The organism is Halopseudomonas oceani, assembly GCF_963677335.1.
Lineage (GTDB): Bacteria > Pseudomonadota > Gammaproteobacteria > Pseudomonadales > Pseudomonadaceae > Halopseudomonas > Halopseudomonas oceani.
Window position 1 is genome coordinate 600,809 of record NZ_OY781932.1, and the last position, 15,791, is coordinate 616,599.

Consider the following 15,791-nt stretch of genomic DNA (forward strand, 5'->3'; position numbering starts at 1 on the left):
GAGTATCCACTCTGGTATCGAATGCCGTTATCGGACCGGCGTTGGCGCGCAGTGTTCCATAGTGCGCGCGCGCTGACTACTCGGCCCAGCGCTCGCGGATATGATTGATATCGTCGAGGCGACGCAGGAAGCAGTCGACCAGATCCGGATCGAAGTGCCGGCCGCTCTGCTCGCGGATCAATGCCACAGCGTCTTCCACGCTCCAGGCCTTCTTGTACGGGCGCACGCTGGTCAGCGCATCAAACACGTCGGCGATCGCAACGATTCGGGCCTCGATCGGTATCGCGTTGCCGGCCAGACCGGCCGGATAGCCGCTGCCGTCCCACTTTTCATGGTGACCGAGGGCAATGCGGTGGGCCATCTTCAGCATACTGGCGTCGTGTTCACCGATGATCTGCGCACCGATTTCCGGGTGTTTCTGCATGATTTCCCATTCGGCGTCATCCAGCTTCCCCGGCTTTTGCAGTATTGCATCGGGGATGCCGATCTTGCCGACGTCGTGCATTGGCGCGGCGTGCAACAGCTCGTCGGCTTCCTCCGCGTTGAAACCTGCTTCCAGCGCGATGATCCGTGAGAAATGGCTCATCCGAATGACATGCAGGCCGGTTTCATTGTCCTTGTACTCGGCGGCCATACCGAGTGCCTGAACAATGTTGAGGCGGGTTTCGCGCAGCACTTCAGCACGGACCAGCGACAGATGAGTACGCACTCGCGCCTTGACGATGGGGGCACTGACCGGCTTGGTGATGTAATCGACTGCACCCAGCTCGAAGCCTCGGATCTCGTCGTCGACGTTGGAAAGCGCGGTAACGAAGATCACCGGAATATCGCTGGTGTGCGGGTCGCTCTTGAGCTGCGCGCAGACCTCGTGGCCGGTCATGCCTGGCATCATCACGTCGAGTAGAATCAGCTGTGGTCGCTCGGCCGCTGCCAGCTCCAGCGCCCGTTGACCATCGCGGGCAAATAGCAGGCGGTAGTGCTCCTGCAGGATGTGCTTGAGCACGTGCAGGTTGGCGGGTTCATCGTCGACCAGCAGCAGAACCTGGCGGGTGTCCTTGAAAGGCATACAATCAATCTTCTGTAGTGGCAACGCTGCGCTCGGCTTCCAGCAGCGAGATTGCCGTTGCAAAGTCAAAGTCGTCCAGCGCCTTTTCCAGGGCCTGGCGTTGCTCGGGCTGCATTACTCCAGCCAGCTGTTGCAGCGCCTGTTCATTTACTTCGCTGCGATTGAGCACGGTGATCAGCTTGTCGATCAGTTCATGCCGTTCTTCGGCCGAGAGCGAACCATTGGCCGCCGCGGTGCTGCGCGGTGCCGGGTTCGGCAACGCCGCCCGGGTCTGCTCGGCTGCGGTCAGCAGCGCTTGATGGCAGGCGGACAGCTGGCGTGAGTTGCCGTGTTGCAGCTGCTTCTCCAGTCCGGCAGCGGCTTGCTGCAATATCTGCAGAGACAGGTTGCCGGCACTGCCGTTGATTCGGTGAACCTGCGTCCGTGCCTGATCACGATCCTGCTGGGTGAGCGCGTGGCCAAGGTCTTCGAGGCGGTCGGGTAATTCGGCAAAGAAGCGCTCAATGGCTTGTGTCAATGCGCTGCGGTTGCCCCAGCGTCGTTCGCCGTCGGCCCAGTCGATCAGTTGTGGGCCAGTCCGGTCGGCAGAGCCCTTTGGTTCGCCACTGCTGACCAGCAGGCCCAGCACCCGGGCGATTTCGTGCTTGAGTGCGGCACGTTCGACCGGTTTGGACGCGAAGCCTTCCATACCCGCTTCACGGGCGGCCTGACGGTCCTTGTCCAGTACGCTGGCGGTGAGCGCGATGATCGGAGTTGGCGGCTTGCCCATATTGGCTTCGTAACGGCGGATAATGCGCGCCGCCTCAAGGCCGTCCACTTCAGGCATCTGCATGTCCATCAGAATCAGGTCGAAGTCTTCTTCGACGATTCGCTCAAATGCATTCAGGCCATTGCTGGCGCTGCGTACACGATGGCCTTCTGCGCGCAGCATTATTTCCATCAGCTGAATATTGTCTGGTACATCGTCCGCCACCAGGATACGTAGCGGTGGCAGCTCGATGCGACCGGCGTTGTCCTTGTGCAGTCGTACTACCTGATCGTCGAGCGGCTGCAGCGGCAGCGTAACTTCGAAGGTTGAGCCCTGATTGGGTGTGCTTTCGACACGAATACTGCCGCCCATCAGCTCGACCAACTGGTGGGCGATGGTGGTTCCTAGACCGGTACCGCCGAAGCGACGGCTCATCGAGGCATCAGCCTGGGCGAAGGGCTCAAAAATCTGTTGCAGGCGGCCTGGTGCGATGCCGATGCCGGTATCACTGATGCGGATTCGGACCTGCTGCTGGTCGCTGTCTACCCGCAGTCCGACGCTGCCCTGCTGGGTGAACTTGATCGCGTTACCCAGCAGGTTGGTCATTACCTGACGCACCCGCAAGGCGTCGCCGCGATAGTGCTGCTGTTGCAGGAGGTACTCGAAATTGAGCTGTAGTCCCTTGTAGCCGGCCTCCAGCGAAAAGGCGTTGATCAGTTGCTGGCACAGTTCGTACAGGGAGAAATCCTGCAGGTCGAGTTGCACCGCCCCTTTCTCCAGCTTGGCGGTATCCAGAATATCGTTGAGCAGGCCCAGCAACGAGCGGGCGGACTGGTTGACGGTTTTCAGATACTTGCGCTGAGTGCTGCTGAGTGACTCGTTCAGGAGCACTTCGCTGAAGCCGATGATGGCGTTCATCGGGGTCCGGATTTCATGGCTCATGTTGGCGAGGAAGGCGCCTTTGGATTCGGCGGCCAGCTCTGCGCGGTCTTTTGCTTCGAGCAGGTCGAGCTCCATGCGGTGGCGTTCGCTGAGGTCGGTGACCAGCATGATCACCTTGCTGGGATTGCCATAGGCATCCATGATCGGATTGAAGTAAATCTGGACGTGGACGCTGCTGCCACTGGTGTGTTGCAGGCTGTACTCGCCAGCCAGATACTTGCCCTGGCGTACCTGTTGCCACTGCGCCTCGGTAAACTGATCGGTCCCCAGCAGTGATTGGTAGTGGTGGTCGTTGAGTTGTTCTGCCGGGTAGCCGCATAGCTCAAGCAGGCGCGGATTGCTAAAGCGGATGCAGCCGTTCAGATCCAGCTCAGCCATGCCCTGGGCCTGACTGATGGCATGCACAATGCCTTCGAACTCAGCGTTGCGCAGCTTGGTTTCCGTGATGTCGATGATGACCCCATCGATCCACTCCGGGTCGCCGTTGTCGTCAAAGATTGCGCTGGCGTACTCGGTAACCCAGCGTATGCGGCCGTCGCGGTGGAAGATGCGGTATTCGAGGTTGTACTTTTCGCGGCGGCCAATCGCGGCCATGACGTGCTCGACGGTGAAGTCGCTATCGGCGGGATGAATGATGTCGGCGAAACTCAGGTCGTTGTCGAGAAAGCGCTCGGTCGGCCAGCCGGTCAGTTGTTCGACGGCATCGCTGATGAACAGCATGCGCCAGTCTTCGCGAGGCAGGCAGCGGAATGTCACGCCGGGGATATTGCTGATCAGGCTGCGGTACTGCTCCTCACGCTCCTGCAGCGAGTTTTCCAGCTCCCGGCGCTCGGTGATATCGCTGACAAAGCCGACAAACTGGTCTTCGCCCGCGATTTTGGACTGCCCCATCGCCACTCTGACGGGGAAGATGTCGCCATTGCGGCGGCGGCACCAGCGCTCGATGTTGACAGCAATCCGATCCGGGTAGCGCCCGGCATTGAAATCCTCAAGGAATCCGCGCATCAACTCGGCTGACTGTTCCGACAGTACTCTGTTCAGGTGCTGGCCGATGAGGTCACTGCGTTGCCAGCCAAACATCTTCTCTGCGGCATTGTTAACGTCGCGAATGATACCGCTGGTGTCCCAACTGACGATGGCGTCGACAGCGGTATCGACGATACCGCGGATTTGCTCCTGGCTGGCCTGTACGCGCTGGTAGAGCTGACTGAAGCGAATCATGCCGTTGATTGCGCCGACCAGGGTGCCAAATACCAGAACCGCGATGGCGATCAACAGGCCGTGATCCTGCTGGTGGCTGTATTGTGGTGTGTAGCCCACTTCAGGCGTGCCGACAAAGCGGGCGGCTGCCATGCCGGTGTAGTGCATGGCAGAGATGGCGAGCCCCATCACAACGGCTGCCACCAACAGGCTTGTATGGCTCTCTTCAAGCAGACCAAAGCGAATCAACAGCGACACTATCGCCAGCACGATAGCGATACCAATCGAGCCGGCAAACCACAGCGGGTCAAACAGCAGTTGCGCGTTCATGCGCATCGCTGTCATGCCCACATAGTGCATAACGCCAATGCCGGTGCCAATCAGCACGCCGCCAACCAGCAAACCCCGAACGCCCAGCTGCGGACGGGAGAGCAGATGGAGGGCAACCAGCGATGCGGCCACCGCCGGCACCATCGACAGCAGCGTGATCTGAGAATCGTACTCAACGTCCAGCGGCAGGCTGAATGCCAGCATCCCGATGAAGTGCATGGCCCAGATACCGCCACCGAGCGCAACCGCACCGCTGATCAATGCGCCATGACGGGTCAGCGGGGTAGCCGCCTTGTGGGCGAGCCCCGCAACCTGCAGCCCAAGCCAGGAGGCTGCAATCGCTACCAAGATAGAGACCAGCATCAGGGCATGGTCATGATGACCTTGCAGCAGGGTGCCCTGATGCAAATCAGCGCGATAGAACCAGGAATGGATCGGCATGCTTCGCTCCTGAGAGTGCCCGACACCTGATCGGCGTCAGCAGGTGCGCAGTCATCCCGCATCCGGCGCGTGACAGCACGTTTTTATCATGTCGGCGTGTATTCCGGCTGTCCAGCCAGGAAAACTTAGCGCGCCTTCGCCCCAGTATCGGCGTGCTCAGTGACAACTTTAGGCTTTTGCAACAAGGCCTGCCACTGCTGGCGAATGGTCTGCAGTGCCCGTTCGCCACCGAGTTGACCGCGGAACAGCAGCACGCTGCCAAGCACGGTCGCATATTGGATCATCGCCATGCCGCGGGCGCTGCCATCCGCTACCAGTGGTTCCAGCAACCGCGCGGTCTGCTCGACCCTGGCTTCATCCACCGCAGCGACGATGTCGCGAGCGTAGAGGTCGCGCTGGGCAAAGTCGCGGATTGCGAACTCCACCTTCATGCGTTTGAACTCGACCGCTGGCCCCTCGAACATCAGCAGCAGCACGCGTTCCACTTCCTGCTCGGGGCTCAGCTGCGGGTCCAGCCTAGGCTGCCAGTAGCGCAAGCCCTTCATACGCTGGGCTTGCCACTGATCGAGGAATTGGCGAATGAACTGGGGTAGATCCTCGAAATGCCAGTAAAAGCTGCCGCGGGTCACTTTCAGGCGCTTGGCCAGCGGCAGCACCCGCAATTGGTCGAAGCCACCTTCGAGAATCGCGTCGGTAGCGGCGTTGAACCAGTCCTGTGGGGTCAGCACGGCGCGGCCGGTAGGGCGACCGCGGCGACCGGGTTTGCTGGCGGTGGTCATCTTATGGTTCCGGTGAATGTCTCGGCTGAGCATTATAAGTCGGACGAAGCCTGCGTCATATCTATTTCCATACACAATTGACAATACACATGTGTATTGAGATTTTGTGTTCAGGACGGCTGCCATCGCAACCGCATGATTGACACCTCAGGAGTTCGCCATGTACCACCAGACCGAACGCTCGCTGGATTTGCAAAAGCGCGTTTCCGATTTTATGGACGCGCACGTTTTCCCCAATGAGCAGCGCTACGAAGAGGAAATCCGCGCCAACGAGAAGGCCGGAAACGCCTACACTACCGTGCAACTGATGGAAGAGCTGAAGGCCAAGGCACGCGCCGAGGGGCTGTGGAACCTGTTTCTGCCGGAAGCCGAGCACGGTCCGGGTCTGAGCAACATGGAATACGCCCCGCTGGCCGAGCTGATGGGGCGCGTGCCGGGCATGTGGGCGTCCGAGGTGTTCAACTGCGGCGCGCCGGACACCGGCAACATGGAAGTGTTGGCTCGCTACGGCACCAAGGAACAACAAGAGCGCTGGCTGACCCCGCTGCTGAACGGCGAAATCCGCTCCGCTTTTGCCATGACTGAGCCACTGGTGGCGTCCTCCGATGCGACCAATGTGGAAACCCGCATCGAGCGTGACGGTGACGAGTACGTGATCAACGGCCGCAAGTGGTATATCTCTGGCGCCGCCAATGAGCGCTGCGAGATCATGGTGGTGATGGGCAAGAGCGACCCGGACAACCCCAACCGCCACCAGCAGCAGTCGATGATTCTGGTGCCGATGAACACCCCTGGCGTCACCGTGCTGCGTGATATGGGCTGCTACGGCTATATGGACCCGCCGTACGGCCACCCGGAAATCGTTTTTGATAACGTGCGCGTGCCGGCCAGCAACATGCTGCTGGGCGAAGGCCGTGGCTTCGAGATCGCCCAGGGCCGCCTTGGCCCGGGTCGTATCCACCATTGCATGCGTGTGATCGGTCAGGCCGAACGGGCGCTGGCGCTGATGTGTGAACGTTTGAGCAAGCGTGTGGCGTTCGGCAAGACGCTGGCCGAGCAGGGCGTGTGGCGTGAACGCATCGCCGAGTCGCGGATCATGATCGATCAGGCGCGCTTCCTGGTGATGAACGCGGCGCATCTGATGGATACCGTCGGCAACAAGGTCGCCGCCAAGCAGATTGCGATGATCAAGGTGGCAGCGCCGAACATGGCTTGTCAGGTGATCGACTGGGCGATTCAGGCCCACGGTGCCGGTGGCTTCTCCTCCGACTTCCCGCTGGCGCAGCTGTACGTTTATGCGCGCCACCTGCGCACCGCTGACGGCCCGGACGAAGTCCATCGCAACGCTATCGCCAAGGCCGAGCTCAAGCGCTTCCTCTGAGCCTGGCCACACACCCGGCGTGCATCGAAAGGTGCACGCCGGGTGTTTTCGTTTCAGTATTGGTCGGCAGCGCACAACAACAAGAACGCAGGAGGTCATGATGACCCGAGTTAATCAGGTATTGGCGGGGCTGAGCCTCGGCCTGCTGCTGGCCGCGCCGATCAGTGCGGCTGAGCAGGTCAGCGTGGACTACGACCTGGTCTACGGCCGGGGGCTGATCGGTGGTGATACGCCCGCCGAACGGGATCTGCGCATGGACTGGTACCGCCCGGCAACCGCGGAAGACACGCCGCGGCCGGCGGTGATCATGGCTTTTGGCGGCTCTTTCGTGCGGGGCAGCAAGGGTGATGAGCGCTTCACTGAAAATGGGGCGCAGGACTCCTCCATGGCCGAATACTGTCAGGTCTTCGCCCGGCAGGGCTTCAATTGTTTCTCCATCGAATACCGACTGGCGGGCGAGCGGCCGCTGCTGGCCGAGCCGATTGACGCTGAGCGGCTGATGCCGGAGGCGCTGGCCGTCACCCCGCAGACCACTGCCCGTATCGACATCGCGCGTCAGGCCATCGGTCTGCCGCCGATGGATGACCGGCTGCGTGCCGAGTTCTGGCAGGCCCTGCTGAGCGCCAGCGAGGATATGGAAACCGCCGTCAGTCATGTCCGCAGTCAGGCCGCGCGCTATGGCGTAGACCCTGAGCGAATAGCGCTGGGCGGCTTCTCGGCCGGCGCCATTACGGCGATCAATGCCGCCTACGGCCGGCACGTCCCGGTGAAGGCGGTGGTGTCGCTATCGGGAAGTACCTGGGGATACCTGCTGCCGGGCCATCTGCCCGCGCAGCCGCCAGCACTGCTGCAGTTGGTCGGTCAGGACGACTTGCCCGGGGTCATCCGTGGCAGCGGCGCCGTCGCACGGGCCCTCGACAGCGCCGGTGCAGTGCGTCGGCAGGCTTGGGTGCCGGGCTTTGGTCACTTTTACCCGATGAGCGCTGTCAGTCTGGGGGACGACTTCAGCAGGCTGTCGGTCGAGCAGCGGGTCGTGGGATTCCTGCGCGAGCAGTTGATGGCGGATTGACCCCCGGATACCAACTATTGGGGATGTCCCCCGTCAGCTCATCTGGCAGGCTGCTGGCTGGATTCCAGACGAAAGAGGACGTATTCCGATGACCCTGCGATTTGGCACTGCACTGCTGGTGTGCGCTGTTACGCTGTCCGCTGAGGCGATGGCCGATCAGCCGACTTATGTACTGATGACCGGCCTGTCCGATGGCTATTACGGTTATTCCAATCGCACACCTGAGCAATACCGGTTTATCGCTGTCAGCAATGGTGTGCCAACGTTGTACATGCCGGCTGGCAGCGCCTGTTCATCGAATACGCTTTACTTCAAACAGAGCGAGCGGGGTGATATCTGGGTGCATGAAGGCTCCCCAAACCGGATGGGAAGCCCCTACAGTCAGAACAAGGCATCGCTGCGTGCAGACGCCTTGCTGGCGCGGCCGGACAAGGTCACTACCGCGAACCATTTCGCTTGCCAGGGTGCCGTGCAACGGGGAGATGGCTAGACGAGCGCTGGCGGTAAATAAAAAAGGCGTAGCACCGGGTGCTACGCCTTTTTTCGTTGACTGCTCGATGCCTGACTCAGTTGGCAATCAGCGCCTCAACCTCGGCAATGCGCGCTTGCAGCGTCGCCATATCCGGGCAGCGCAGGGTGGCGTGGCCGACCTTGCGACCGGCTTTGAAGGCCTTGCCGTAGTGGTGCAGGTGACAGTGCTCGATGGCGCTGACAGCCTCGACGGCCGGTACTTCGCCGATAAAGTTGAGCATCGCGCTTTCACCGACCTTGGCGGTCGAGCCCAGCGGCAGGCCGGCGATGGCGCGCAGGTGGTTTTCGAACTGGCTACATTCGGCGCCTTCGATGGTCCAATGGCCAGAGTTGTGCACGCGCGGGGCGATCTCGTTGGCTTTCAGGCCACCGTCGACCTCGAAGAATTCGAAGGCCAGCACGCCGACGTAATCCAGTTTGTCGAGCACGCGGCCAACGTAGTCTTCGGCCAGTGCCTGCAGCGGATGGGCGGTGCTGGCGACGGACAGCTTGAGGATGCCGTTCTCGTGGGTGTTGTGCACCAGCGGGTAGAAGCGGGTTTCACCGTCGCGGGCACGCACGGCGACTAGTGAGACTTCACCAGTGAAGGGCACAAAACCTTCCAGAATGCAGGGAACGCTGCCCAGTTCGGCGTAGGCACCGACCACATCGTCGGGGTGGCGCAGTACTTTCTGGCCCTTGCCGTCATACCCCAGGGTCCGGGTTTTCATCACCGCCGGCAGGCCAATGCGCTTGACCGCGGCATCGAGATTTTCCTGCGACTGGATGTCGGCAAACTCCGGGGTCGGGATGTCGAGATCCTGAAACATCGACTTCTCGAACCAGCGGTCGCGGGCGATGCGCAGCGACTCGGCGTTCGGGTAGACCGGGACGAACTGCGCCAGGAAGGCGACGGTTTCGGCCGGGACGCTTTCGAACTCGAAGGTCACCACGTCCACTTCATCTGCCAGCTGGCGGAGGTGATCGGTGTCGCTGTAGTCGGCGCGGATGTGCTCACCGAGGGCCTGGGCACAGGCATCCGGGGCTGGGTCGAGAAACGCGAACTGCTGGCCGAGCGGGGTGCCGGCCAGTGCCAGCATGCGACCTAGTTGCCCACCACCGATGACACCGATCTTCATATTCGATTCCTCAAGCCTGACGCGGGTCTGGGTTGTTCAGCACGTTGTCGGTCTGCTGACTGCGGAAATCCTGCAGCGCCTTGCCGAACTGCGGGTGCTTGCCACCCAGGATACTGGCCGACAGCAGTGCGGCGTTGACCGCACCGGCCTTGCCGATGGCCAGGGTGGCGACCGGGACGCCAGCCGGCATCTGGACGATCGACAGCAGCGAGTCGACACCGGAGAGCATGGAGGACTGGACCGGCACGCCGAGCACCGGCAGATGGGTCTTGGCCGCGCACATACCCGGCAGGTGGGCTGCGCCACCGGCGCCGGCAATAATCACCTCGATCCCGCGGTCGGCCGCTTCTTCAGCGTATTGGAACAGCAGATCAGGCGTGCGGTGGGCAGAAACCACCTTCACTTCGTAGGGAATGCCCAGCTGCTCAAGCATATCGGCCGTATGGCTCAGGGTGGACCAGTCGGACTTGGAGCCCATGATCACGCCAACCAGTGCGGTCATCTGTAGGTGCCTCGCTCATCAGGGCCGCCGTGGCGGCAGAAACCAACAAGCCACGGCAGCGGACTGGCGTGGCTTGCTTGGAGAGTGCAGACCCCGTGGGGTCTGCCGCTAAAACAGACGGCGCAGTATACCCGTAATTGGGCAAATGCAGTAATGCGCCTGTCGGTTAGCGTGTGTTGCGTCCGGGGTAGCGCGCGCGGGGTGTAGCCATGGGCACGGGGCCTTCGCCGATCTGGCGGAACTCATTGGTTTCCGCGTCGTAGGCGCGAATATGCGCGGTCTCGATTTCGTATACCCAGCCGTGGATAAACAGTTCGCCGCGGGCCAGCCGTGAGGCTACCGAGGGATGGGTTGCCAAGTGCTGCAACTGGGCGATGACGTTTTCCTCGGTCATCATGGTCAGCTTGTCGTCGCAGCAGTCGCAGTTGTCTTCCACCACGATCTTGGCGACCTCCGCGTGGCGCAGCCAGGCCTTGACGGTTGGCAGCGAGTCGAGGGTTTCCGGATTCAGTACCGCCTTCATCGCGCCGCAGTCTGAGTGACCACAGATAATGATGTGTTGTACGTTCAGCGCCAGTACTGCGAACTCGATGGCGGTGGAGACGCCGCCCATCATCTGGCCATAGGGTGGTACCACGTTACCCACGTTGCGGGAGACGAACAGGTCGCCAGGTGCGCTTTGGGTGATCAGCTCCGGCGCGACGCGGGAATCGGCGCAGGTAATGAACATGGCCCGTGGGATCTGTTCGTGGGCCAGTTGCTTGAACAGTTCCTGCTGGGCGGGATAAACCTCGTTGCGGAAACGGTTGAAGCCGTCGACGATTTGCTTGAGCGCTTCTTCGGCACTTTCATTGCGTCTGGAGTCGTTATTCATGTCGCAGTCTCAATCATCAGTTGGGCTGTACGGATAGACGATCAGTTTCTTGGTGACGACACCGGTGCCGGGAGGCACCGGTGCAGTTAAATGTCAGCGGGTGTTTCCACCCGCATCAGAGCTGCACGTCAGGCTTCGATTTCGACCAGAATCTCGCCCGGGTTGACGCGGTCGCCTTTGGCGACGTTAACGGCCTTGACGGTCCCGGCGATGGCCGCCTGGATTTCGCTTTCCATCTTCATGGCTTCACTGACCAGCACGGCCTGACCGGCCTTGACGGTGTCGCCGACCTTGACCAGGACGTCGACCACATTGCCCGGCATGCTGGTGGTGACGTGGCCCGGCTCGCTGGCCTGCTTGCGCTTGCTGCCACCCTCACCGACGAAGGCGTTGAGCGGCTCGAACACCACTTCTTCCGGCATGCCGTCGAGGCTGAGGTAGAAGTGGCGCTTGCCGTCGCCCTTGACGCCGACACCGGTGATATCAACCCGGTAGGACTCGCCGTGCACGTCGATGATGAACTCGGTCGGTACGCCTTCGCTGGTTGCGGCCGGTGAGCCTTCGCCCGGCGCCGGCAGCAGTTGCTCGGGTTTCAGGGTGCCGGCTTCGCGTTCTTCAAGGAACTTGCGGCCAATGTCCGGGAACATGGCGAAGGTCAGTACGTCTTCTTCCGATTTGGCTAGGGCGCCGACTTCACCGCGCAGGCGGTCCATCTCCGGCTTGATCAGGTCGGCCGGGCGGACGTCAATGACCTCCTCACCGCCGATGGCCTGACGGCGCAGCTTCTCGTTGACGGTACCCGGTGCCTGACCGTAACGGCCCTGCAGGTAGAGCTTCACTTCGTTGGTGATGGTCTTGTAGCGTTCGCCAGCCAGCACGTTGAACACCGCCTGGGTGCCGACGATCTGCGAAGTCGGAGTGACCAGCGGCGGGAAGCCGAGGTCTTCACGTACGCGCGGGATCTCCGCAAACACGTCCTGGATGCGATCCAGTGCGCCTTGCTCCTTCAACTGGTTGGCCAGGTTGGACATCATGCCGCCCGGCACCTGGTTGATCTGTACGCGGGTGTCTACGCCGGTGAAGTCGCTTTCGAACTGGTGATACTTCTTGCGCACGGCGTGGAAGTACATGCCGATTTCCTGCAGCAGTTCCAGATCCAGGCCGGTGTCGTACGGGGTGCCTTTCAGCGCGGCAACCATCGACTCGGTACCCGGGTGGCTGGTGCCCCAGGCCATCGAGGAGATGGCGGTGTCGATGTGGTCGGCACCGTTCTCGATCGCTTTAAGCTGACACATGGAGGCCAGGCCGGCGGTGTCGTGCGAGTGGATGAACACTGGCAAGTCGAGCTCGGCTTTCAGCGCCTTGACCAGCTCGCCGGTGGCGAACGGGGTCAGCAGACCAGCCATGTCCTTGATGGCGATGGAGTCGATGCCCATTGCGGCCATGTCTTTCGCCTGTTTGACGAAGGTGTCGACGGTATGCACCGGGCTGGTGGTGTACGCGATGGTGCCCTGGGCGTGCTTGCCGGCCGCCTTGACCGCTTCGATGGCGACCTTGAGGTTGCGTACGTCGTTCATGGCATCAAAGATGCGGAACACGTCGATACCGTTCTCGGCTGCCTTGGCGACGAAGGCGCGAACCACGTCGTCGCTGTAGTGACGGTAGCCAAGCAGGTTCTGGCCGCGCAGCAGCATTTGCAGACGGGTGTTTGGCAGCGCCTTGCGCAGGGTGCGCAGGCGCTCCCACGGATCTTCTTTCAGAAAGCGGACGCAGGCGTCGAAGGTCGCGCCGCCCCAGACTTCCAGCGACCAGTAGCCGACCTGATCCAGCTTGTCGCAGATCGGCAGCATGTCTTCGGTACGCAGACGGGTAGCCAGCAGGGACTGGTGGGCGTCGCGCAGGATGGTATCGGTAACGGTAATTTTGCGTGTAGTGCTCATTCTCTGTTCCTCGTCAGCGGCAAGCCATCAGCTGGCCGCCAGTGTCATAGTCCGGCGTGGGCGGCAATCGCGGCAGCGATGGCGAGCGCCAGCTCCTCGGGTTTGCGTTTGATCGAGTAGTTCAGCAGCTCGGGGTGGGCTTCCACGAAGCTGGTGTTGAACACGCCGGAGCGGAACTCGGCATTACGCAGGATCTCCTGGTAGTACGGGGTCGTGGTCTTGACCCCCTGCAGGCGCATGTCGTCCAGCGCGCGCAGGCCACGGTCCAGCGCCTCTTCCCAGGTCATGGCCCAGACAATCAGCTTCAGACACATGGAGTCGAAGTTCGGCGGAATGGTGTAACCGGTGTAGATCGCGGTATCGACCCGCACGCCCGGACCGCCCGGTGCGTAGTAGCGGGTGACCTTGCCGAAGGAGGGGAAGAAGTTGTTCTTCGGGTCCTCGGCGTTGATCCGGAACTGGATGGCAAAGCCCTGATGCTGAACGTCTTCCTGCTTGATCGACAGCGGCAGGCCGGAGGCGATGCGGATCTGTTCGCGAACGATGTCGACGCCGGTGATCTGCTCGGTAATGGTGTGCTCGACCTGAACCCGGGTATTCATTTCCATGAAATACACTTCGTCGTCGGCCAGCAGGAACTCGACGGTGCCCGCGTTCTCGTAACCGACCGCCTGCGCGGCCTTGACCGCCAGGTCGCCAATGTAGGCGCGCTGTTCCGGGGTCAGCTGCGGGCTGGGCGCGATCTCGATCAGCTTCTGGTTGCGGCGCTGGATCGAGCAGTCACGCTCGAACAGGTGCACGGTGTTGCCGAAGCTGTCGGCGAGAATCTGCGCTTCGATGTGTTTCGGGTTGACGATGCACTTCTCGAGGAAGACTTCCGCGCTGCCGAAGGCCTTGGTGGCTTCGGAGATGACCCGCGGGTAGGCCGATTGCAGCTCTTCGCGGTTGTTGCAACGACGGATACCGCGACCACCACCACCGGACGTTGCCTTGAGCATGACGGGGTAGCCGACGCGCTCGGCTTCGCGCAGCGCCTCGTCGAGATCCGCCAGGTTGCCTTCGGTACCGGGGGTGACCGGTACGCCGGCGGCAATCATGCTGCGGCGGGCCTCGGTCTTGTCGCCCATGCGGGTAATGACCTCGGCGGCCGGGCCGATGAACTTGATGCCGCGCTCGGCGCAGATCTTCGCCAGCTCGGCATTCTCGGAGAGAAAACCGTAGCCCGGGTGCAGGGCGTCGCAGCCGGTTTCTACCGCCAGGTTAACCAGCTGGCGCGGGTTGAGATAACCCGCCAGCGGGTCGCTGCCGACGTTGTAGGATTCGTCCGCACGCTTGACGTGCAGGGCATAGCGATCGGGATCGGTGTAGACCGCGACCGAGGTGATGCCCATCTCCGCGCAAGCGCGGACGATGCGAACGGCAATCTCGCCCCGGTTGGCAATCAGAATTTTCTTGATCACGTACGCGTTCCTCGTGTGGGTGATCGAGTGGATGCGTTGAACATTTTGCGTACCGCGACCGGAATGCGTGGTCCCGGCGCGACACATTGCAAAATGTTTCCCGCATACCCTAAGCGGACGCCTCTATTCTGTGAAATGAATAATACTTGGCTTATGTATAAGTAATTGCTTATATATACTGAAGCCATGCAAAGCGGCTTCCCATTCAAGGTAGACCATGCGCAAATCCTTGCTACGAATGACCCTCCGTCAACTGCAGGTGTTTCGGGCGGTCTGTGAGCACCGCTCCTATAGCCGTGCGGCCGAAACCATGGCGCTGACTCAGCCGGCGGTCAGCCTGCAGATACGCCAGCTTGAAGAGCAGGTTGGCCTGCCGCTGTTCGAGTATGTCGGCCGCAAGCTGTACCTGACCGAAGCCGCTGAATCGCTGCTGGAGACCACAGCCGATATCTTTGACCGTCTCGATAGCCTCGACATGAACCTGTCGACGCTGGAGGGCAGCCTGCGTGGCGAGTTGCGTCTGGCGGCGGCGAGCAGTGTGCAGTACGTGCTGCCTCATCTGCTGGCGGCGTTTCGTCAGCGCTATCCGCAGGTTACCTTCCGCCTGGACGTGGCCAGCCGCGCACAGATCATTCAGCGCCTGGCCGACAACCGCGATGATCTGGTGATCATGGGGCTGGTGCCGGCGGACCGTGCGCTGGAGTTCTTCCCGTTCCTCAACAACCCGATCGTGGCCGTGGCGCGAGCGGATCATCCGCTCGCGCGGCAGAGTCAGATTCCGCTGGCTAGACTGGAAGAGGAAATGGTCCTGCAGCGCGAGAGCGGCTCGGGCATCCGCAAGGCCTGTGACGAGTTTCTTCAGCTCAAGCGGGTGCATCTCGGACAGACCATGCAGCTTGGGTCGACCGAAGCGCTGGTGCAGGGTGCAATTGCCGGGCTGGGGGTAGCGCTGGTGCCGGGGCATGCAGCGGCGGCCTGGATACGACAGGGGGAACTGGTCTGCCTCAATATCAGCGAACTGCCGCTCAAGCGCAGCTGGTGTGCGGTGCACGCCCGGGGCAAGCGCCTGAGCCCGGTGGCCGAAGCCTTCCTCTCCTTCTTGCGCGAGGAGAAGGCCCTGATTCGGCAACTGGCAGAACCCTTCGAACCGCCGCTTGCGGCTCAGTAGTGGCGCTGTGAGCGATGGAAGTCGGTCTGCCCGAGCAGCTCGGGAAAGTCGCTGAAGGAGGCCTGCAGCGCCTGACTTTCGCGGTAGTCTTCGATCGCACGGCGATAGGCCATGCGCTTTTTGTCTTCGTTGCGACGGCGTTCGCGACGTTGGTCCGCGGCGGAGTTGAAATCACCTGCACATTCCGGATCAAAGGCCATGTTGGCAGCTCCCGAGTCAGTGGTGTTCTGGCTTCACGAGCT

13 protein-coding genes are annotated in these 15,791 nt (G+C 61.6%); 4 read left to right on the forward strand and 9 right to left on the reverse strand.

Features of this window, described 5'->3' with window-relative positions; all coding sequences use genetic code 11:
* Window positions 1-76: 76 nt before the first annotated feature.
* The 3 genes from ACKPCU_RS02725 to ACKPCU_RS02735 form a co-directional block, all read right to left on the reverse strand.
* Window positions 77-1,066: an HD domain-containing phosphohydrolase gene (locus ACKPCU_RS02725; protein ID WP_321349705.1), complete on the reverse strand. Its 990-nt coding sequence runs from the start codon at window positions 1,064-1,066 to the stop codon at window positions 77-79.
* 4 nt (window positions 1,067-1,070) lie between these two features.
* Window positions 1,071-4,727: a PAS domain S-box protein gene (locus ACKPCU_RS02730; protein ID WP_321349707.1), complete on the reverse strand. Its 3,657-nt coding sequence runs from the start codon at window positions 4,725-4,727 to the stop codon at window positions 1,071-1,073.
* Window positions 4,728-4,852: 125 nt separating this feature from the next.
* Entirely contained in the window at window positions 4,853-5,506 is a 654-nt protein-coding gene (locus ACKPCU_RS02735) for a TetR/AcrR family transcriptional regulator (RefSeq protein WP_321349709.1), read from the reverse strand.
* 160 nt (window positions 5,507-5,666) lie between these two features.
* On the opposite strand from ACKPCU_RS02735, the gene ACKPCU_RS02740 reads away from it, so the two are divergent.
* The 3 genes from ACKPCU_RS02740 to ACKPCU_RS02750 all read left to right on the forward strand — a co-directional run bounded on the left by ACKPCU_RS02740 (window position 5,667) and on the right by ACKPCU_RS02750 (window position 8,446).
* A complete protein-coding gene (locus ACKPCU_RS02740) occupies window positions 5,667-6,887 on the forward strand; it encodes an acyl-CoA dehydrogenase family protein (protein ID WP_104736678.1) in 1,221 nt (406 codons plus the stop codon).
* Window positions 6,888-6,987: 100 nt separating this feature from the next.
* Window positions 6,988-7,956 carry an alpha/beta hydrolase gene (locus tag ACKPCU_RS02745; protein ID WP_321349713.1) on the forward strand — a complete coding sequence of 323 codons (969 nt, stop codon included), beginning with the start codon at window positions 6,988-6,990 and terminating at the stop codon, window positions 7,954-7,956.
* 88 nt (window positions 7,957-8,044) lie between these two features.
* Window positions 8,045-8,446, forward strand: coding sequence for a hypothetical protein (locus ACKPCU_RS02750; protein WP_321349714.1), 402 nt, complete (start codon window positions 8,045-8,047; stop codon window positions 8,444-8,446).
* 76 nt (window positions 8,447-8,522) lie between these two features.
* On the opposite strand, the gene ACKPCU_RS02755 is transcribed toward ACKPCU_RS02750, so the two are convergent.
* The 5 genes from ACKPCU_RS02755 to ACKPCU_RS02775 form a co-directional block, all read right to left on the reverse strand.
* A complete protein-coding gene (locus tag ACKPCU_RS02755) occupies window positions 8,523-9,605 on the reverse strand; it encodes a 5-(carboxyamino)imidazole ribonucleotide synthase (RefSeq protein WP_321349717.1) in 1,083 nt (360 codons plus the stop codon).
* A 10-nt stretch (window positions 9,606-9,615) separates the two neighbouring features.
* Window positions 9,616-10,107: a 5-(carboxyamino)imidazole ribonucleotide mutase gene (gene purE / locus ACKPCU_RS02760; RefSeq protein WP_096005017.1), complete on the reverse strand. Its 492-nt coding sequence runs from the start codon at window positions 10,105-10,107 to the stop codon at window positions 9,616-9,618.
* A 166-nt stretch (window positions 10,108-10,273) separates the two neighbouring features.
* Complete coding sequence (locus ACKPCU_RS02765) at window positions 10,274-10,981, reverse strand: carbonic anhydrase (protein WP_104736674.1); 708 nt, start codon at window positions 10,979-10,981, stop codon at window positions 10,274-10,276.
* A 128-nt stretch (window positions 10,982-11,109) separates the two neighbouring features.
* The gene (oadA, locus tag ACKPCU_RS02770; RefSeq protein WP_321349721.1) at window positions 11,110-12,921 is read right to left on the reverse strand and encodes a sodium-extruding oxaloacetate decarboxylase subunit alpha; all 1,812 of its coding nucleotides are present in this window, start codon (window positions 12,919-12,921) and stop codon (window positions 11,110-11,112) included.
* Window positions 12,922-12,965: 44 nt separating this feature from the next.
* Window positions 12,966-14,381 carry an acetyl-CoA carboxylase biotin carboxylase subunit gene (locus tag ACKPCU_RS02775; RefSeq protein ID WP_104736672.1) on the reverse strand — a complete coding sequence of 472 codons (1,416 nt, stop codon included), beginning with the start codon at window positions 14,379-14,381 and terminating at the stop codon, window positions 12,966-12,968.
* 217 nt (window positions 14,382-14,598) lie between these two features.
* Between ACKPCU_RS02775 and ACKPCU_RS02780 the strand changes: the two genes are divergently transcribed.
* Complete coding sequence (locus ACKPCU_RS02780; protein WP_321349724.1) at window positions 14,599-15,549, forward strand: LysR family transcriptional regulator; 951 nt, start codon at window positions 14,599-14,601, stop codon at window positions 15,547-15,549.
* Here ACKPCU_RS02780 and ACKPCU_RS02785 read toward each other — a convergent pair.
* Window positions 15,543-15,749 carry a PA3496 family putative envelope integrity protein gene (locus tag ACKPCU_RS02785; protein WP_321349726.1) on the reverse strand — a complete coding sequence of 69 codons (207 nt, stop codon included), beginning with the start codon at window positions 15,747-15,749 and terminating at the stop codon, window positions 15,543-15,545. The two genes, ACKPCU_RS02780 and ACKPCU_RS02785, sit on opposite strands and share 7 nt — an antisense overlap.
* Window positions 15,750-15,791: the final 42 nt, after the last annotated feature.